We start from the raw sequence: 18,658 nt of genomic DNA on the forward strand, positions 1-18,658 counted from the left end.
TGCGGGTGTGTCCCGATCGGAAGCGGCCGGCCCAGCCCCCAGCATCGATGGATCGTCCATCGCATCGGGGGGTGTGTCATGACCGTGTTCCGTCTCCGTTCCGTCCTCGCGGCTGCGGCCGCTGCGCCGGCCCGTCCGGCCGCCTGCCGTGAGCCGCACGCGGCCCATGGCCAACCCAGGCCCCGGCCCCGGCGCCGCTGGCACCCGGGCCTGGGCCTGGGCGGCGCCACCCTGCTGCTGGCCGCCAGCGGCTGCACGCTCGACAGCGATCCCCCGGCCCTGAACACGCTGCCGGCCGGCGTGCGCATCGACAGCACGCTCGCCTGGCGTGATACCTCGGCGGGCACGGCCACCGGTGCCGACATGCAGGATCTGCTGACCGCCGGGCTCGGCAAGGCGGGCCTGGCCGCCACCGCGCCCGGCTTCGCCGACGCCACGGCGCCGACCGCCGCCGAGCTGCGCCGGCGCGCGATCTGGACCAACTACCGCGCCATCCTCGACATCAGCGCGGCCGGCGGCTACGGCACGCTCTACGGCCCGAACGTCGCCAGCGACGGCACGGCCGGCACCGGCGACGGCAAGATCCCCGGCACCGAATGGCTGGCCTGGGCCGAGGTCGGCGCCGGCAGCCGCGTCGCGCTGATGGTGCAGCTGCCCGACAGCTTCGATCCGGCCCGGCCCTGCATCATCGCCGCGCCGTCCTCGGGCTCGCGCGGTGTCTATGGCGCGATCGGCTCGGCCGGCGAATGGGGCCTCAAGCGCGGCTGCGCCGTGGCCTACACCGATGCCGGCAAGGGCACCGGCTACCACGATCTGGCCGCCGACAAGGTCAACCGCATCGATGGCCGGCTGGTCGCGCGCGGCAGCCTCGACGCCGCCGACGTGCACTTCGCGGCCTCGACCGACACCGCCGCGCTGGCCGCCTACACCGCGTCCGCGCCCCACCGCATCGCCTACAAGCACCTGCACTCGCGCGCCAACCCCGAGCGCGACTGGGGCGCGGCCGTGCTGGCCAGCATCCGCCTGGCGCTGTGGGCGATCAACGAGCGCCATGCCGCGCTCGACGCCGCCAGCGGCCGGCACCTGCGCACCTTCACCGCCGACAACGTGCGCGTCATCGCCTCGTCGGTGTCCAACGGCGGCGGCGCCTCGCTGGCCGCGGCCGAGCAGGACACCGAGGGCCTGATCGACGGCGTGGCCGTCTCCGAGCCCAATGCCCAGCCCGGCGACATGAGCGGCCTGAGCCTGCGCTTCGACGGCACGACCCAGGCCGTGGCCGGCCTGCCGCTGGTCGACTACTTCAGCTTGCGCATGCTCTACGAGCCGTGCGCGGCGATCGCTGCCGGCGCGCAGGCGGCCAACGGCCTGCGCCCGGGCTGGCTGGGCGCAGGCACGGCGCCGCTGGGCAACGGGCTGACCCAGGTCGCCGGCGTCGAGCTGGCCACCATCGCCGCCGGCCGCTGCCAGAGCCTGGCCGACAAGGGCCTGATCAGCGGCACCGACACCGCCGCCCAGGCCGCCGCCGCGCTGCAGAAGCTGCGCGACCACGGCTGGGACGACGGCGGCATCGACGCGCTGCACGCCTCGCACTACCGGCTGGCCGACTTCTACGTCGCCTGGGGTTATGTGGTGGCCTACGGCCGCTTCGCCTTCGACGAGCCGGTCTGCGGCCTGAGCCTGGCCGCCGTCGACGCCAGCGGCCGGCCGACCGCCCAGGCCGCCACCCAGGCGCTGCTGTTTTCCACCGGCAACGGGCTGAACACCGGCGCCGAGGTGATCCACGACGATTCGGTCGGCGGCGCGCGGCTCTACCACCTGGGCGTCTCGGCCTCGACCGGCCGCGTCGACGGCGCGCTCGATGCCCAGCTCTGCCTGCGCGATCTGGTCACCGGCGTCGACACCGTGACCGGTGGCGCGCTGGACGCCACCCGCGCCGCGCAGAGCGCCCGCGTGCGCGCCGGCCTGGCCGAGGTGCGGCTCAGCGGCCGCCTGGGCCGGGTGCCGACGCTGATCGTCGCCGGCCGCAGCGACGCGCTGCTGCCGGTCAACCACGCCGGCCGCGCCTACGCCGCCTACGCGCAGGCCCGCGGGTCGTCGGCGCTCCGCTACGTCGAGGTGCTGCACGGCCAGCACTTCGACGGCTTCCTGCCGGCGGCCGGCGGCGTGCCCGGCTACGACGCGCTGTTCATCCCGATGCACCACTACTTCAACCAGGCGATGGACCGCCTGTGGGCCCATCTGGACAGCGGCACGCCGCTGCCGCCGTCACAGGTGGTGCGGCCCGTGCCGCGCGGCGGCAGTGCCGGCGCGGCGCCGGCCATCACCCGCGGCCAGCTGCCCGACATCGCGGCCGTGCCCGCGGACGCCGACCGCATCGTGTGGTCGGGCGCGACGCTGGCGGTGCCGCGCTGAGGTGCGGGGTCGTCCGGGCCGTCGACGCCCGGTCGGCCTTCGACGGACAATCGCGGGCTTGCCGTCGGTGGCGTCGTGCCGTCCGGTGCCCGGACGCGGGTGCCGGCGCCCGCGCCGCCGCGGCCCCAGAGGAAACCGCACCATGAACGACACCCCCGCTTCCACCCCCGCGACCGACGTCGCCTCCGTGCCCGCCGCCGAGCGTCCGGCGCTGCCCGACCGCCTGTGCACCGACGCGCGCAGCCCCTTCCACCGCCCCGAGTTCTTCGAGCACGACATCGTCATCCGCTACAACGGCAAGGACCGTTTCGATGTCGAGGAGTACTGCATCAGCGAAGGCTGGATCAAGGTGCCGGTGGGCAAGAAGGTCGACCGCCGCGGCTATCCGCTGCTGATCAAGCTCAAGGGCACGGTCGAGGCCTTCTACCGCTGATCCTGCGGATCACCCGCCGGCTCACAGCCGCGGCCAGTGCCCGCCCAGCGGGGCGTCCAGATAGGACGGTCCGGCACCGCGCGGCAGGTGCTCGGCGCTGAACAGCCGGAACTCCGTCGGCGCCCGCTCGGGCGGCGCGTCGACATGGCCGCAGGCGTGCAGCAGGTGCTGCAGCGCGCCGGCCACCTGGTCGTCCGGGGCCTGGTCGATCACCAGATCGAGCAGGCCCTCGCGCAGGCTGGCGCGGTGCTCGTCGCTGAGCTCGTGGCCGATCCAGGCGATGCGGGGCGCGGGCCCGCCGTGGCCCGCACCGGCCGTGCCTGCCATGGCCGCCGCACCTGCCGTGCCCGCCGCACCCGCCGCAGCACCCGCCTGGCGCAATGCGGCGGCGATGCCGGCCCCGCCCGCGCCGGTCGCGTAGACGGCCACCGGCGGTTGCGGCCCGGCCAGCGCCTCGCGCAGCACGAGGTGGCAGCGGTCGGCGTCGTCATGGCATTCGACGGCCGCGCCCACCGTCAGCTGCGGCGCATGCTGGGCCAGCGCGGCGCGGCAGCCTTCGACCCGGTCGGCATGGGCGCGGAAGCTCAGCGCGTTCGTGATCACCAGCACGCGGCTGCCCGGCGGTGCCTGGGCATTGAGCCGCGCCAGCAGATGGCCGGCACAGCGCCCGGCCTGCAGGTTGTCGATGCCGGCGTAGTGGGCGCCGTGCAGGGTGGCGATCTCGCTCATCAGCAGCGCCACCGGCACGCCGGCCGCGCGCTGGGCGCGCAGCGCCTCGCGCACCGGCGTGCTGTCGCGCGCCAGCACCAGCAGGCCGTCGCGGCGCCAGCGGTGGCGGGCGATGGCCTCGGCCAGGCGGCGGTCGCCGGCCTCGCCGTCGGCATCGCGGACGTCCACCGTCAGCCGCTGCAGCAGCACGCGCCGGTCCAGCATCTGGCCGGCGCGCGCCAGCGCCAGCTCCAGCCGGCGGAAGAAGGGCGTGTCGCTGCGCGTCAGCACCACGTCCAGGCGGGTCAGGCCGTGGCGGGTGTCGGGCAGCACGCGCGGCACCGCCAGCGCGCGCGCCGCGGCCACCACCCGCTCGCGCGTGGCCGGGGCCACGCTGCCGAGCTCGTTGAGCACCCGGTTGACGGTCGAGGCGCTGACGCCGGCCGCCTGCGCGATGTCGTCGAAGCGCGGGCTGCGCTTGCGGCGGCCGACGGCCGGGCCGGGTTCGGCCTCGGCCAGGGTCTCGGTGCGGGGCGGCGGTCGCGGGCTCACGGGCTCGGGTCGGGCCTGGCCGTCAGGCCAGCTGCGCGCGCAGCCAGTCCATGCTGGCGGCCAGGCGGGCCTCGATGTCGGTCGCGCGGCCGATCTCGTCGGCGAAGGGCTCGAACGACAGCAGACCGCCGTAGCCGGCGGCCAGCAGGCGGCGGATCTGGGCGACGTTGCCCAGGCGGTCGGCGGCGCCGACCAGCACGCGGTGGCCGTCACGCATCTGGTCGACGCCCAGGTGGCCGTCCTCGACGCCGCTGATGTGGACCAGACCGGTCAGCTCGGGGAAGAACAGGTCCTCGCCGGCCAGGTGGTGGTGGAAGGTGTCGTGCACCAGGCGGAAGGGGCCGGCGCCCGGGCCCTGGCCGATGGCCTCGAAGGCGCGCACGGCCTGGCTCTTGCGGCGCACCGCGCATTCCTCGAAGCCCAGCGGCTCGACCAGACCGGTCAGGCCGGCGGCCTGCAGCATCGGGCGCAGGCCGGTCAGGGCCTGCACCAGATCGGCATGGCGCTGCTCGGCGCTGCGGGCGTCGGCGCGCGAGTTGGTCGGGCACAGCACCAGGGCCTCGGCGCCGCATTCGGCGCAGTAGTCGATCAGTGCCTGGGCCTCGGCCTGGCGCTCCGGCGTCCACTGGTCGAAGCGCTGCAGCGCGTTGATCGAGCGGATGGTCAGGCCGGCCTCGCGGGCCTGGGTGCCGAGGGTGCGCGCCGGCGTGCCGTCGGTGATCTCGACACCGGGCAGGTCGTTGCGGATCTCGATGGCGCTGACGCCCAGGCGGCGGACGATGGCCAGGAACTCGGGCCAGGCCTGCTGCGGCAGGGCCATGCGGTTGAGGGCGAAGCGGATCGGGGTGGACATGGGGTGCGGTCTCCGTGGCGGGGGGCGTCGGGCCGGCCGGTCGGTCGGCGCCGGGAGCCGCAATCTAGGCGGAGCATGGCGTGAACGGTTCGCCATCTTTGAACAGATCTGTTCAATCGTGCATCGGGATTTCTCTAATCTTCAATAACGGAAAAATTTTTCCAATTCCGGGGTTCGAGAACTATCATGCGACGCCATCCGCCCCGGCTGCCGCTGCCGGAACGGACCCGATCCTGACGCCGGACCTGTGCGGCCACGCCTGACCCGGCGCCCATCCCGACCCGCCCTCCGAGGAGACCGTCCCCATGAAGAACGTCGCCGTGCTCGGCGCCGGCCGCATCGGCCGCATCCATGCCACCAACGTCGCGGCCCTGCCGGGCGTCACCCTCAAGTACGTCTGCGATCCCTTCGGTGACGCCGCCGCGCAGCTGGCGCAGAGCCTGGGCGCCGAGGTCTCCACGCCCGAGGCCGTGTTCGCCGATCCGAGCATCGACGCCGTCGTCGTCGGCTCGCCGACCGACACCCACAGCGACCTGATCAGCCGCGCCGCCGCCGCCCGCAAGCACATCTTCTGCGAGAAGCCGATCGACCTGTCGGTGCCGCGCGCAGTGGCCTGCGCCGAGGCCGTCCAGGCCGCCGGCATCGCCTGCATGATCGGCTTCCAGCGCCGCTTCGACCCGACGTTCAACGAGGTCAAGACCCGCCTGGACGCCGGCGTCATCGGCGTGCCCGAGATGCTGGTGGTCACCAGCCGCGATCCGGGTGCCCCGCCGGCCCACTACCTGAAGGCCTCGGGCGGCATCTTCCGCGACATGCTGATCCACGACTTCGACATCTTCCGCTGGATCCTGTGCAGCGACGGTGACGAGGCCGCGACCCTGCACGCCACCGGCTCGGTGCTGATCGACCCGGCGATCGCCGACGTGCCCGACATCGACTGCAGCATCGTCAACATCCGCACGAAGAAGGGCCGCCTCGCCCAGATCAACACCAGCCGCCGCGCCGCCTACGGCTACGACCAGCGCTTCGAGGTGCTGGGCTCCAAGGGCATGCTGCAGGCCGGCAACCACAAGCCCAGCGAAGTCACGCAGAGCGATGCCAACGGCGTGGCCATCGACAAGCCGGAGAACTTCTTCCTGCAGCGCTACCGCGAGGCCTACCGCCTGGAGCTGACGCACTTCTTCGACGTGCTGAACAACGGCGGCACCTTCCGCAGCACCATCGCCGATGGCGTGGCCGCGCAGAAGCTGTCGGACGCCGCGGCCGAGTCCCTGGCCACCGGTCGGGTGATCACGCTGTGAGCGCCCAGGCCCTACCCGGCGCGATCGTGCGCGTCGGGATCGCCGGCCTCGGCCGGCTGGGCAAGGCCCACGCGCGCCAGCTGGCGCGCGTGACGCAGGGCTGCCGTCTGGTCAGCGCCTGCAGCCCGGTGCCGGCCGAACGCGAGTGGGCGGCGCAGGAGCTCGGCCTCGCCGCCGATCGCCTGCACGCCGACTTCGACGCCTTCCTGGCCGAGGCCGACGTCGATGCCGTGGTGCTGGTCACGCCGACCAGCCTGCATGCCGATCAGGTGATCGCCGCGTTGCGCGCCGGCAAGCATGTCTTCGTCGAGAAGCCGCTGGCGCTCAACGTCGAGGACTGCGAGCGGGTGCAGGCGGTGGCCGCCGAGCACGGCCGCCAGGTCGCGATGGTGGGCTTCGTGCGCCGCTTCGACCCCAGCTACGCCGCGGCGCAGCAGGCGGTCGCCGCGGGGCGCGTCGGCCGGCCCTTCCTGGTGCGTTCGCAGACCTGCGACCGCCACGATCCGAACGGCTTCTTCGTGCAGTTCGCGCCGACCTCGGGCGGCATCTTCATGGACTGCAGCGTGCACGACATCGACCTGGCGCGCTGGCTGCTGGCCACCACGCCCGGCGACGCCGGCACCGCGCCGAAGGCGCTGCGCGCCTTCGCCAGCGGCACCATCGCGATGCATCCGGATCTGGCGCCGATCGGCGACGTCGACAACGGCCTGGCCATCGTCGAGTTCGAGGGCGGCGCGCGCGGGGTGTTCTACGCCTCGCGCACGCTGGCCCACGGCCACGAGACCAGCACCGAGCTGATCGGCACCGGCGGCAAGCTGCTGGTGGGGGCGGGCGCCGCCTCGGACCGTGTCGTCTATGCCGACGCCCAGGGCGTGCGCCACGACGCGCTGCAGGACTTCCACCAGCGCTTCGCCGACGCCTTCGTGCACGAGATGCAGGCCTTCGTCGACGCCTGCCGCGGCGGCGCGATGCGCGGCGCCACGCTGGGCGACGCGACCGAGGCCACGCGCATCGGCCTGGCCATCGCCCGCTCGCTCCAGAGCGGCATGCCCGAGGCGGTCTGACGGGGGCCGAGGCGTCCGGGGCCGTGGCGCCGGTGGCCGCCGCAGGCCGCCCGCCGGGCCGAGGCCGGTCGTCGCGGCCCGCGGCCGATCGGCCCGTCCGGCCCGACCGCTGCCGACGTTTCGCGTTAGGGTACGGGGGATGAACCGCCTTCTTCCGTCCCCGCCGCGCGGCCTGCCGGCGGCGCCTCGCGCCTCCCGCGGCTGGCTGGCCGGCGGGCTGTGCCTGCTGGCCGCGGCCCTGGCCGGCTGCAGCAGCACGCCGCCGGCCGACGGCGGCCGCACCCGCGAGGCCTCCGGCGACCCGCGCCGCGACGGCCCTGGCGCGCTCACCCCCGCCGACGTGATCGACCGCCCCGACGCCGTGCCGCGCGTCGAGCCCCTGCGCGTGGGCGGGCCCAACAAGCCCTACCGCGTGCTCGGCATCGACTACGAGCCGATGAACGCCGATCGGCCGCTGCGCGAGCAGGGCCTGGCCAGCTGGTACGGCCGCCAGTTCCACGGCCGCCCCACCGCCAGCGGCGAGCCCTACGACATGTACGGCATGACGGCCGCGCACCGCACGATGCCGCTGCCCAGCTACGCCCGGGTGCGCAACCCGGCCAACGGCCGCAGCGTGATCGTGCGCATCAACGACCGCGGCCCCTTCCACGCCGAGCGCGTGATCGACCTCAGCTACACCGCCGCCGCCAAGCTGGGCGTGCTCGGCGGCGTGGCGCCGGTCGAGGTCGAGCGCCTGACGCACGAGGTGATCGCCAGCGGCGCCTGGCGGGATGGCCCCACGCCGGTGGCGCTCGCCGCCGCCTCGCCGGCACCGCTGCGGCCGATCGGGGCGGGCGCCACGGCGCCGGCGGCGGGTCCCTCGTCGTCGGCCTTGAGCGCGACCGCGACGCCCGTGCTGTCGTCCGCGGCCACCGCCCCGGCGGCGGTCGCACCGGTGGCCTGGTCGGTTCAGGAGCTGCCGCCCGCCGCGCCCGTCGGCGCCACACCCTCGGCCGCCGGCCGGCCAGGCGTCGTGCCGGTCTCCGCGACGGGCGGCAGCGCGGCCCGGCCCGCCCTGACGACGGCCGCCGCGGTCGACGCCCGTGGCTGGTGGCTGCAGATCGGCGCCTTCCGCCAGTCGGAGGGCGCCCGACAGCGACAGGGCGAGCTGGCACCGCGCGTCGAGGCGCTCGGCACCGGTCTGCGGGTGTTCGCCGACGGGCCGTGGCACCGTCTGCAGGCCGGCCCCTGGGCCAGCCGGACCGAGGCCGAGGCCGCCGTCCCTCGCCTGCAGGCGCTGACCGGCGGCCGACCGATGGTGGTCGAGCGGCGCTGAGGCCCGCCCCGTGCGTCTGCACGGAACCTCCACGATCGTCGGCGATCATCCCGCCCCATGTCCGTCCGCCATCTCGTCCGTCGTCCCGCCCGCTCCGCCCACCGCCGTCACCCGGTCGCCGGGCGATCGCCCGAGGACGCGCGACCGTTCCGGCCCACGCTGCTGCGTGCCGCGCTGTGGGCCGGCCTCGCGGTCCCGGCCGGAGGTGTCTTCGCGCAGGCGTTGCCGGCCGGTGCCGCGCCGGCCCCCGCCGCCTCGGCGCCCACGACGCCCGCGGCGACCACCGTGCCGTCCTCCGCCGTCGCGCCGGTCGCTCCTCCGGTCACGTTGCAGCGCGTCGAGGTCAACGCCCGCCCCGCCGGCCGTGACGCCGCGCTCGACGAGCGCCGCCAGGCCAGCGCCTCGCGCATCGTCGTGCCGCGCGAGGAGCTGGAGCGCCACGGCGACCAGACGCTGGCCGAATCGCTCAAGCGCCTGCCCGGCGTCACCGTCGACGGCGCGCCCGGCCGCGGCGGCGGCCCGCGCCTGCGCGGCATGGGCGGCGGCTACACCCAGATCCTGATCGACGGCCAGCGCATGCCGCCGGGCTTCTCGCTGGACGCCATCTCGCCCGAGCAGGTCGAGCGCGTCGAGATCCTGCGCGCGCCGACGGCCGAGTTCGGCGCCCGCGCCATCGCCGGCACGATCAACATCGTGCTGCGCGACGGGGCCCGCCGCAAGACGCGCCAGGCGGTGGTCGGCGGCGGTGTCGATGGCGAGCGGCCGCAGTTCAACGTCAACCTCGAGGACACCGGCCAGGACGAGGCGCTGGACCACACGGTGGCCGTCTCCGCCTTCCGCCGCGGCAGCGAGAACCGCAGCCGCACCGACACCGCCCACGACGCGGCCGACGGCACGCCCACGCTGCGCCAGCAGCGCAGCGACCGCAGCCAGCGCACCAGCGAGGGCCTGTTCGCCAACGCCCGCTTCAGCTGGAAGGGCGAGCAGGCGGGCGACAAGCTGGAGCTGCAGCCCTTTCTGCATGCCTCGCGCAGCCACCGCCGGGGCAGCGCCACGCTCGACCAGGACGTGCCCGTGCCCGACGCGGCCGACGCCGACACCTGGCCGGCCTACACCGATGCGCAGTGGGACACCCGCTCGTCCTGGGCCATGGCCCGGCTGCAGGGCAATGCCCAGACCACGCTGGGCGACGGCAGCCGGCTGACCACCCGCTTCGGCCTGACCCAGGGCCGCAGCGACAGCCGCACCGTGCGCGACGAGTCCGGCGGCCTGGGCGATGCCCACAAGACCAGCCGCAGCGAGGCCGAGGACCGCAACCTGGAGTGGTCCGGCAAGCACGCGGTGCTGATCGGCGACGGCCACAGCCTGGCCAGCGGCTGGGAGCTGCAGTTCAACCGCCGCGAGGACCTGGCCACCAGCACCGTCGACGGCGCCGCCGACACCAGCGATCCCGATGCCGGCGCCACCTTCGTCGCCCGCACGCAGCGTCTGGCCGTCTATGCGCAGGACGAGTGGACGCTGCGCCCGGGCCTGAGCGTCTACCTCGGTGCGCGCTGGGAGGGCATCCGCACCCGCGGCGACACCACCGACGGCGCGGTCGACCACCGCAGCGCGGTGCTCACCCCGCTGGCCCACCTGCTGTGGCGCCTGCCCGGGGCCGACGGCAAGCCCGGCCGCGACCAGATCCGCGCCAGCCTGACCCGCAGCTACCGCAGCCCCGACACCGGCCAGCTGATCGGACGGCGCAGCGTCAACTCGATGTATCCGGTGGGCGACGGCAGCGGCACCAACACCGCCGACCGGCCCGACCGCCAGGGCAACCCCACGCTGCGGCCCGAACTGGCCTGGGGCCTGGAGGCCGGCTGGGAGCACTACCCGGCCGCCGGCGGCCTGCTCAGCCTCAACAGCTGGGTGCGCCGCATCGACGACGTGATCCGCAACGTCACCCGGCTGCGCGATGTCGGCTATGCCGATGTCCAGCGCTGGGTGCGCGCGCCCGAGAACCTGGGCCCGGCCACCGCCTGGGGCCTGGAGGCCGAGGCCCGCGGCAGCGCGCGCACGCTGCTGGGCGAGGGCGGCAGCGAGGACCTGCAGCTGCGCACCAGCGCCGCGCTGATGCGCTCGCGCATCGACGGCATCCCCGGCCCCGACAACCGGCTCGACGGCCAGGCGCCCTGGCAGCTGACCGTGGGCGCCGACTGGACGCTGCGCGGCACCGCCTGGACCGTCGGCGGCAGCCTGGCCCACACGCCCGGCTTCACCACCGCCGGTGTCGATGGCCTGAGCACCTGGCAGGGCGACAAGCGGGCGCTGGACCTGTACGCCGCCTGGCGCCGCGGCACCGACCTGACGGTGCGCGTGAGCCTGGCCAATGCCCTGGCCCGCGACTGGATCACCGGCACCCGCCGCGTGTTCGACGACGGCCGCGTGCAGACCACGACCGAGCGCGACGACACCTGGCGCGTGCTGACCGCGCGTGCCGAGTGGCGGTTCTGAGGCCCGGCCGGCCGCGCCCCGATCCCGATGCCGACGATTCCCCACACCGCCCGGGCGGTCTCCCGGGGGGCCCCGCCGAAGGGCCTGCGTGGAACAATCCGGCCCCGATGCAACTGCCGACGGGCCGGTCAAGCCCGCTGACGATGAGCGTGTCTCCTGATGCCCGTCCGGGCGCCGCCTGGACCCTGTCCGATTTCGATTTCGAGCTGCCGCCCGAGCTGATCGCCCAACACCCGGCGGCCGAGCGCAGCGCCTCGCGCCTGCTCGACGGCAGCGGTGACCTGCCGGTCGACCGCGTCTTCCGCGTGCTGCCCGGCCTGCTGCAGCCCGGCGATCTGCTGATCAGCAACGACACCCGCGTGATCAAGGCCCGCCTGCACGGCGAGAAGGCCACCGGCGGCGCGGTCGAGGCGCTGATCGAACGCGTGCTGCCGGACCACGAGGTGCTGGCCCACGTGCGCGCCAGCAAGTCGCCCAAGCCCGGCACCACCGTGCGCTTCGCCCACGGCGCCTTCGAGGCCGAAGTGCTCGGCCGTGGCGGCCCCGACGGCGGCTTGTTCCACCTGCGCTTCCCGGCCGATCCCTTCGCGCTGCTGGAGGCCCACGGCCACGTGCCGCTGCCGCCCTACATCACGCACGAGGACGGCGCCGAGGACGTGCAGCGCTACCAGACGGTGTTCGCCGCCCGCCCCGGCGCGGTGGCCGCCCCGACCGCCAGCCTGCACTTCGACGATGCGGTGCTGGCCGCGCTCGACGAGCGCGGCGTGCAGCGCGCCACCGTCACGCTGCACGTGGGCGCCGGCACCTTCCAGCCGGTGCGCACCGAATCCCTGGCCGAGCACAAGATGCACAGCGAGTGGTACGAGGTGCCCGCGGCCACGCGCGAGGCCATCGCCGCCTGCCGCGCGCGCGGCGGCCGCGTGGTGAGCGCCGGCACGACCACGCTGCGCGCGCTCGAATCGGCCGCCGCCTGGGCGGCGGAGCAGGGCGCCAGCGACGACCTGCCCGCCATCGGCGCGCGCGACACCGCGCTGTTCATCACCCCGGGCTTCCGCTTCCGCGTGGTCGACCGGCTGGTGACCAACTTCCACCTGCCCAGGAGCACGCTGCTGATGCTGGTCTCGGCCTTCGCCGGCCATGCCCATGTGCGCGCGCTCTACCGCCACGCGATCGAGTCGCGCTACCGCTTCTTCAGCTACGGCGACGCGATGCTGCTGGCGCGCACCGAGGCGCCGGTGCCGCGCTGAGCGCGGCGGCCCGCCGTGCGCGGGCCGGCCGGCGGCCTCAGCCGTGGCTGCGTTCGAACTCGCGCATCCAGTCGACCAGGGCCTGCACGCCCTCGATCGGCATCGCGTTGTAGATCGACGCGCGCATGCCGCCGACCACCCGGTGGCCCTTGAGCTGCACCAGGCCGCGCGCCTTGGCGCCGGCCAGGAAGGCCTCGTCCAGCGACTCGTCCTGCAGGCGGAAGACCACGTTCATCTTCGAGCGGTGCTCGCGCGCGACCGGCTTGAGCCAGAAGTCGCTCGCGTCCAGCGTGCCGTACAGCAGCGCGGCCTTGGCATCGTTGCGGCGCGCCATCTCGGCCACGCCGCCCTGGGCCTTCAGCCACTTGAACACCAGGCCGGCGATGTACCAGGAGTAGGTCGGCGGCGTGTTGTACATGCTGCCGTTGTCGGCCACGACCTTGTAGTCGAAGGCCGTCGGCGTGCAGGGCAGGGCGCCGCCGAGCAGGTCCTCGCGGAGGATCACCAGGGTCAGGCCCGAGGGACCGATGTTCTTCTGCGCGCCGCCGTACAGCGCGCCGAAGCGGGAGACGTCCAGCGGGCGGCTGAGGATGTCGCTGGAGACGTCGGCCACCAGCGGCACGTCGCCGACGTCCGGGTACTCGGGGTACTGCAGGCCGCCGATGGTCTCGTTCGAGCAGATGTGGACGTAGGCGGCCTGCGGGTCCAGGCGCCAGTCGGCGCGGTCGGGGATGCGGGTGTAGCCGCTGTCCTGGCCGCTGGCCACGATGTTGACGCCGCCGTAGCGGCGGGCCTCGGCCAGCGATTTCTTCGACCATTCGCCGGTGTCGACGTAGTCGGCGCTGGCGCGGCCGCGCAGCAGGTTCATCGGCAGGATGGCGTTCTCGGCCAGCGCGCCGCCCTGCATGAACAGGATGCGGTAGTTCGCCGGCACCGCCAGCAGTTCGCGCAGCAGGCTTTCCGCCTCGGCGGCGATGGACATGAACTCCTTGCCGCGGTGGCTCATCTCCATCACCGACAGGCCTGAGCCCTGCCAGTCCAGCATCTCGGCGGCGGCGGTGCGCAGCACCTCCTCGGGCAGGGCGGCGGGGCCGGGGCTGAAGTTGAAGACGCGGGTCATGGCCGGGACGCGAAGGCGATGGGTGGCGGGGTGCGGATTATCGGTCGACCCACCGGGCTTGCGGCCGGCGCTCGTCACCCGCGGCGGCCCCGGCCGCACGGTGCGCCGCGTGGCCGTCCGGCGGGCGGGCGGGCCGGTTGTTGCAGCGCGCCACAGCCGGTCCCGCGGGCGCTGTGCCGACTGTTCCAGATTGGCGAAAACCCTGAGCGACTTGAGCGGGGTCAACCGGGGGGCCGGGGCGCTGCCGAAGATGGCCATCAACGGGGTCGCGGCCCCGCCGGCCACCGGATGCGGCGGTCGTCTGCGCCGCGGCCCCGGCCCTTCGTCCAACCGCCTCAGGAGAGCGCGCCATGATCCGCATCCCCACCCTCGCATCCGCCTCGCTGCTGGCCGCTGCCCTCGCCGCACCGGCCTGGGCCGCCGGCGCGGACGACGCCATGCTCAAGCTGGCCAGCACCAGCGGCTGCATGACCTGCCACCACATCGAGCCCGGCGCCAAGGGCCCGGACGGCCTGGCCCCGATCGGCCCGGCCTGGAAGGACGTCGCTGCCAAGTACCAGGGCCAGAAGGACGCCACCGCCAAGCTCACGCAGACCGTGCTGGCCGGCTCCAACCCCTACGAGAGCCACTGGAAGGGCAAGGTCTCCGGCCTGGCCATGCCGCCCAACAAGGTCGCGATCACGGACGCCGACGCGAAGAAGCTGGTCAACTGGATCCTGAAGCTGGACGCGTCGAAGAAGTCCTGAGCGCCGGTGCGCGTGCCGCCGCGCGGGCCGTGCCGGACACGGCCGCGGCGGTGACGCCGGCGCATGCCGGCATCGGGCCGCCGGACACCGGCACACATCCCGGTGCCAGGACCGGCCATGGGGCTGCGACAATCGCCGCCACCATGCTGCGCTTCGACCTGCTCTCCACCGAAGGCCACGCCCGTCGCGGCCGCCTGACGCTCAACCATGGCGTGGTGGAGACGCCCATCTTCATGCCCGTGGGCACCTACGGCACCGTCAAGGGCGTGCTGCCGCAGAGCCTCAAGGACATGGGCGCCCAGATCATCCTGGGCAACACCTTCCACCTGTGGCTGCGCCCGGGCCTCGACGTGATGGCCCAGTTCGGCGGCCTGCACCGCTTCGAGGGCTGGGACAAGCCCATCCTGACCGACTCCGGCGGCTTCCAGGTCTGGAGCCTGGGCGGCGCCGACGGCAAGGGCCGCAAGATCACCGAGGAAGGCGTCCGCTTCGCCTCCCCGGTCAACGGCGACAAGCTGCTGCTGACGCCCGAAGTCAGCATGCAGATCCAGACGGTGCTCAACAGCGACATCGTCATGCAGTTCGACGAGTGCACGCCCTGGCAGACCGCCGGCGTGCTGACCACCGAGGCCCAGGCCCGCAGCTCGATGGAGCTGAGCCGCCGCTGGGCGCTGCGCTGCAAGACCGAGTTCGAGCGGCTGGGCAATCCCAACGCGCTGTTCGGCATCGTCCAGGGCGGCATGTTCGAGAACCTGCGCCAGGAGTCGCTCGACGCGCTGGTCGAGATGGACTTTCCCGGCTATGCGGTCGGCGGCGTCAGCGTCGGCGAGCCCAAGGACGAGATGCTGCGCATCATGGCGCACACCCCGCACCGGCTGCCGGCGCACAAACCCCGTTATCTGATGGGCGTGGGCACGCCCGAGGACCTGGTCGACGGCGTGGCCTGCGGCGTCGACATGTTCGACTGCGTGATGCCGACCCGCAACGCGCGCAACGGCCACCTGTTCACCCGCTACGGCGATCTGCGGCTGCGCAACGCGCGCTACAAGACCGACGAGCGGCCGATCGACGAGACCTGCGCCTGCCACGCCTGCGCCACCGGCATCAGCCGCGCGTACCTGCACCACCTGGACCGCTGTGGCGAGATGCTGGGCCCGATGCTCACGAGCATCCACAACCTCCATTACTACCTGAACCTGATGCGCGAGATCCGCGAGGCGCTGGACGCCGGGCAGTTCGCTGCCTGGCGCCAGCGCTTCGCCGAGGACCGGGCGCGCGGCGTCTGAACGCCCGCCACCCTTCCCCGGCGCGCCGCGCCGTGAGCGACCGCCGTGCCGACCGGGCGCGGACGCTGCGCCACGCGGCCGAGCGCCGACCCGACCACCCCGAGCCGATGTCACCGTGTGCTGCGCGCCACGGCGACCGGCCTTGAACCGTCTACAGTCCACGCCCCATGGCGACCAAGACCACCCCCCGGGCCCGCAAGACGGCCGCTCCGGCTGCCGCTGCAGCCCCCGCCGACCAGGCCGTGATCTCCGAGACTTCCCCCGCCGCGGCACCGGCACGTGCCCCGCGCCGGCGCACCACGACGGCGGCTGCGCCGCAGACCGCGGCGGCCCCGGCCCCTGCGCCGGTCGAGCCCACGCCGCCGGCCCGCAAGAGCGCCCGCCGCAAGGGCGGTGCGGACACGGTGGCCGCGGCGCCGGTCACCACGGCCGTGGCGGCGCCCGCCGCCGAGTCCCCCGCCGTGACGCCGGCCGCCGCAGGTCGCAAGACGGCGGGCAAGGCGGTTGAAAAGACGACTGAAAAGACGGCAGGCAAGGTGGCCCGCAAGACGGCCGCAGCCGTCGCGCCGGTGCCGGCCGCTGTCTCCACGGCGGCCACGGCGCCGTCGGCCACGGCTGCCGCGCCGCGCCCCGTTCGCGCACCCGCTGCCGCGGACCAGGCCCCCGCCGCCGGGCGCGCCGACGGCACGGGCAAGACCGCGGCCGCCCGGCCCTCAGGGAAGACCCCGGCCGGCAAGACCGTCGCCGGCAAGACCGCAACCGCGACCGGGACCGCCAGCGGCCGCGGCCGGGCCGCCCGCCCGGCGGCCGCGTCCGCCGAGGTCCGGCCCCAGCCCGTCGCGGCGGCCGAGGCCGCGCCGGTGGCTGTTGCCGCTCCGGCGGCCGTTGCCGCGCCTGCTCCCACGGCCGCGTCCGCCGATGCCGCTCCAGCCGCCTCGCCCGCTGCCCGCAAGCGCGGTCGCCGGCCGCCCGCACCGGCGCTGAGCGCGGCCGTCGAGGCGGCGGTCGAGGCCGTCGAGTCGCCGATGCCCGAGCCCGATGCGCGGTCTGTCGCCGCGACCTGGGTCGCCGTCCAGGCCGAGCCGCCCGCCGCTGCCGCACCGGCTCCTTCCCCGTCCCCCGACGCCGCCGCTGGTCTGGCCGCTGAAGTCAGCCAGCTGCTGGCCGATGCCGAGGCCGCCACCCGGGCACCGACCGCACCGGTCGCGGCCCCGCCTGCGGCCGAGCGCGCACCGACGCCCCTGCACGACGCCGCCGCCCCGCCGGCGACCGAAGCCGAGCCCGAGCCCGAGCCCGCAGCGGCGGGCCCCGCGGCGCCGGCCCGCGCCAAGACCGCCGAGCCGGCGGTCCGCCCCGCCGCCGAGCTGGCGGTGGCGCCCGTCGCCCCGCCGCCGCCCGAGCCCGTCGGCCCGCCGCACAGCACGTTGGAGCTGGTCGAGGCCGATGACGAGCGCTGGCTGCGCTTCATCCCCGGTCGCCACTGCCCGGGCGGTCTGCGTCAGCTGATGGCCCAGCGCGGCGGCGCGGACGGCCGCGTGCCGCTCGCGGACGACGCCCTGGTCGGCGCCATCCTGCGCCAGGCCGCCGAGCCGCGGCAGGGCTATGCGGTGCCCGCCGGCCTGTGGCCGCTGCTGGCCGCCCACCGCGATGCCCGTGCGCGCGCCGCCCGCCTGGAGCGCCAGTACCCCGAGGGCCTGGACAGCCCGGCGCTCAACCGTCTGCTGCGCGCGCCGCTGGCGCCGTTCCAGGCCGAGGGCGCGCTGTTCTCGGTCGTCGCCGGCCGCGCGCTGATCGCCGACGAACGCGGTCTGGGCAAGAGCGTGCAGGCGATGGCCGCGATCCAGCTGTGGCGCCGCCACATGGGTCTGCAGCGCGTGCTGCTGCTGTGCGCGCCCGAGCAGCGCGCCGCCTGGCAGCGGGCCTGGGCCCGCTTCACCGGCACGCTGCTGGAGGCCGTCGAGGGCTCGCCGCCGCAGCGTCAGGCGGCCTGGTCCCGCGAGGCCGGCGTGCTGCTGATCAGCCCCGAGCAGCTGCAGGCCGATGCCGCGCTGATCGCCGACTGGGATCCGGAGCTGGTGGTGGTCGACGAGCCGCAGCAGCTGGCCGCCTGGTCGCAGCTGGCGGCGCCGTTCGCGCTGGTGCTGTGCAGCCAGCCGCTGGACACCCGCCCCGAACTGCTGGAATCGCTGGTCGACTGGCTGGATCCGTACCGTCAGGGCGCGCTGGCCGCGCTGCGCCGCGTGCAGGCCGCCCAGCGTGACGGGCGGGACCTCGACGAGGCCGCGCTGGAGCAGATCAGCGAGCAGCTCTCGCGCGTGATGCTGCAGCGCCAGCGCGAGGAAGTCGCGGGCCAGCTGCCGGGCCTGGTGCAGGCCGAGCGCCTGGTGCCGATGGGCCCGGCGCAGCGCGCCGCGCACGACGCCCAGGTCGCGCAGATGCGCCGTCTGGTGGCGCGCTGGCAGCGCAGCGGCTGGCTCAGCGACAGCGACCAGTGGGCGCTCGGCGTCGCGCTGCAGGCCGCGCAGCAGGCCTGCCAGCGCGCCGAGCCGGCGCGTGCCGACAGCGCGCTGGCCGAGGCCACGCTGGCCGCGCTCGATGCCCAGCTGCAGGACTGGGCCGACAGCGGCCTGACCGCCGTCGCGCTGCCGTGCGCGACCGCCGCCGACCTGCAGCAGCTCACCGCGCGGCTGCTGCCGCGTCATCCGGGCCTGCTGCTGGTGCCGCCCGAGTCGCCGCTGCCCGAGACGGCCCAGGCCCTGCTGCAGGTCGGTGCGCCCTGGCGCGCCCGCAAGCTGCGCGGCCCGGACGCGCCGCGCGGCGCGCTGTGCGTCAGCGTGGTCGCCCAGGACAGCCTGGAGCAGGCGCTGGCCGAGACCCAGGCCGCCCGTGTCGATGCGCCGCGCAGCGCGGCCGACAACGGCAAGGGCTTCCTCGGCGGCGAGAAGCTGCAGGCCTGGCTGGGCGCGGTGCGCGCCGCGCTGGAGGCGCTGCCGCGGCCGGTGGCCGACGCCTGAGTCCGGCCGCCGGCGGGGCCGGCCGCGTCAGGCGCGGTCGGCCCGGTCCGCGCTGTCCGGCCCGGGCTGTCGGTGGCTCGGGGCCGTCTCAGGCCGGGCCCGGACCCGGAC

At 75.1% G+C, this 18,658-nt stretch carries 13 protein-coding genes; 10 read left to right on the forward strand and 3 right to left on the reverse strand.

From position 1 onward, the window contains the following. Positions 1 to 78 precede the first annotated feature (78 nt). Together AACH11_RS15875 and AACH11_RS15880 are read left to right on the forward strand one after the other, a co-directional pair. The gene (locus AACH11_RS15875; protein WP_341375220.1) at positions 79 to 2,412 is read left to right on the forward strand and encodes a 3-hydroxybutyrate oligomer hydrolase family protein; all 2,334 of its coding nucleotides are present in this window, start codon (positions 79 to 81) and stop codon (positions 2,410 to 2,412) included. A 142-nt stretch (positions 2,413 to 2,554) separates the two neighbouring features. Next, positions 2,555 to 2,845: a DUF3297 family protein gene (locus AACH11_RS15880; RefSeq protein WP_341375221.1), complete on the forward strand. Its 291-nt coding sequence runs from the start codon at positions 2,555 to 2,557 to the stop codon at positions 2,843 to 2,845. A gap of 21 nt (positions 2,846 to 2,866) precedes the next feature. Here AACH11_RS15880 and AACH11_RS15885 read toward each other — a convergent pair whose 3' ends face one another. Together AACH11_RS15885 and AACH11_RS15890 are read right to left on the reverse strand one after the other, a co-directional pair. Then, positions 2,867 to 4,105 (reverse strand): LacI family DNA-binding transcriptional regulator, encoded by a 1,239-nt coding sequence (locus AACH11_RS15885; RefSeq protein WP_423228763.1) that lies wholly within the window; start codon positions 4,103 to 4,105, stop codon positions 2,867 to 2,869. Positions 4,106 to 4,127: 22 nt separating this feature from the next. Next, positions 4,128 to 4,958 carry a TIM barrel protein gene (locus AACH11_RS15890; protein ID WP_341375222.1) on the reverse strand — a complete coding sequence of 277 codons (831 nt, stop codon included), beginning with the start codon at positions 4,956 to 4,958 and terminating at the stop codon, positions 4,128 to 4,130. A gap of 305 nt (positions 4,959 to 5,263) precedes the next feature. Between AACH11_RS15890 and iolG the strand changes: the two genes are divergently transcribed. The 5 genes from iolG to queA all read left to right on the forward strand — a co-directional run bounded on the left by iolG (position 5,264) and on the right by queA (position 12,381). Further along, positions 5,264 to 6,259, forward strand: coding sequence for an inositol 2-dehydrogenase (iolG, locus tag AACH11_RS15895; protein WP_341375223.1), 996 nt, complete (start codon positions 5,264 to 5,266; stop codon positions 6,257 to 6,259). A 26-nt stretch (positions 6,260 to 6,285) separates the two neighbouring features. After that, a complete protein-coding gene (locus AACH11_RS15900; protein WP_341375224.1) occupies positions 6,286 to 7,323 on the forward strand; it encodes a Gfo/Idh/MocA family oxidoreductase in 1,038 nt (345 codons plus the stop codon). Positions 7,324 to 7,462: 139 nt separating this feature from the next. Then, positions 7,463 to 8,638, forward strand: a complete 1,176-nt coding sequence (locus tag AACH11_RS15905) for a septal ring lytic transglycosylase RlpA family protein (RefSeq protein ID WP_341375225.1) — start codon at positions 7,463 to 7,465, stop codon at positions 8,636 to 8,638. A 285-nt stretch (positions 8,639 to 8,923) separates the two neighbouring features. Further along, positions 8,924 to 11,134, forward strand: coding sequence for a TonB-dependent receptor plug domain-containing protein (locus AACH11_RS15910; protein ID WP_341375226.1), 2,211 nt, complete (start codon positions 8,924 to 8,926; stop codon positions 11,132 to 11,134). A 143-nt stretch (positions 11,135 to 11,277) separates the two neighbouring features. Then, positions 11,278 to 12,381, forward strand: coding sequence for a tRNA preQ1(34) S-adenosylmethionine ribosyltransferase-isomerase QueA (gene queA / locus AACH11_RS15915; protein WP_341375227.1), 1,104 nt, complete (start codon positions 11,278 to 11,280; stop codon positions 12,379 to 12,381). 37 nt (positions 12,382 to 12,418) lie between these two features. Here queA and serC read toward each other — a convergent pair whose 3' ends face one another. Beyond that, positions 12,419 to 13,501 carry a 3-phosphoserine/phosphohydroxythreonine transaminase gene (serC, locus tag AACH11_RS15920; RefSeq protein WP_341375228.1) on the reverse strand — a complete coding sequence of 361 codons (1,083 nt, stop codon included), beginning with the start codon at positions 13,499 to 13,501 and terminating at the stop codon, positions 12,419 to 12,421. Positions 13,502 to 13,851: 350 nt separating this feature from the next. On the opposite strand from serC, the gene AACH11_RS15925 reads away from it, so the two are divergent. From AACH11_RS15925 to AACH11_RS15935, 3 genes are all read left to right on the forward strand, one after another. Continuing rightward, positions 13,852 to 14,247 (forward strand): c-type cytochrome, encoded by a 396-nt coding sequence (locus AACH11_RS15925; RefSeq protein WP_341375229.1) that lies wholly within the window; start codon positions 13,852 to 13,854, stop codon positions 14,245 to 14,247. A gap of 143 nt (positions 14,248 to 14,390) precedes the next feature. After that, the gene (tgt, locus tag AACH11_RS15930) at positions 14,391 to 15,533 is read left to right on the forward strand and encodes a tRNA guanosine(34) transglycosylase Tgt (RefSeq protein ID WP_341375230.1); all 1,143 of its coding nucleotides are present in this window, start codon (positions 14,391 to 14,393) and stop codon (positions 15,531 to 15,533) included. A gap of 167 nt (positions 15,534 to 15,700) precedes the next feature. Next, positions 15,701 to 18,547 (forward strand): SNF2-related protein, encoded by a 2,847-nt coding sequence (locus tag AACH11_RS15935; protein WP_341375231.1) that lies wholly within the window; start codon positions 15,701 to 15,703, stop codon positions 18,545 to 18,547. Positions 18,548 to 18,658: the final 111 nt, after the last annotated feature.

Source organism: Pseudaquabacterium rugosum, from assembly GCF_038066575.1.
In the GTDB taxonomy this organism is placed as follows: Bacteria; Pseudomonadota; Gammaproteobacteria; order Burkholderiales; family Burkholderiaceae_C; genus Pseudaquabacterium; species Pseudaquabacterium rugosum.

Bases quoted from the DNA above. Each gene is read 5' to 3' on its own strand.
- serC (WP_341375228.1), bottom strand. From the start codon at position 13,501: ATGACCCGCGTCTTCAACTTCAGCCCCGGCCCCGCCGCCCTGCCCGAG.
- iolG (WP_341375223.1), top strand. From the start codon at position 5,264: ATGAAGAACGTCGCCGTGCTCGGCGCCGGCCGCATCGGCCGCATCCAT.
- AACH11_RS15880 (WP_341375221.1), top strand. From the start codon at position 2,555: ATGAACGACACCCCCGCTTCCACCCCCGCGACCGACGTCGCCTCCGTG.
- queA (WP_341375227.1), top strand. From the start codon at position 11,278: ATGAGCGTGTCTCCTGATGCCCGTCCGGGCGCCGCCTGGACCCTGTCC.
- AACH11_RS15875 (WP_341375220.1), top strand. From the start codon at position 79: ATGACCGTGTTCCGTCTCCGTTCCGTCCTCGCGGCTGCGGCCGCTGCG.
- AACH11_RS15935 (WP_341375231.1), top strand. From the start codon at position 15,701: ATGGCGACCAAGACCACCCCCCGGGCCCGCAAGACGGCCGCTCCGGCT.
- AACH11_RS15905 (WP_341375225.1), top strand. From the start codon at position 7,463: ATGAACCGCCTTCTTCCGTCCCCGCCGCGCGGCCTGCCGGCGGCGCCT.
- tgt (WP_341375230.1), top strand. From the start codon at position 14,391: ATGCTGCGCTTCGACCTGCTCTCCACCGAAGGCCACGCCCGTCGCGGC.
- AACH11_RS15890 (WP_341375222.1), bottom strand. From the start codon at position 4,958: ATGTCCACCCCGATCCGCTTCGCCCTCAACCGCATGGCCCTGCCGCAG.
- AACH11_RS15925 (WP_341375229.1), top strand. From the start codon at position 13,852: ATGATCCGCATCCCCACCCTCGCATCCGCCTCGCTGCTGGCCGCTGCC.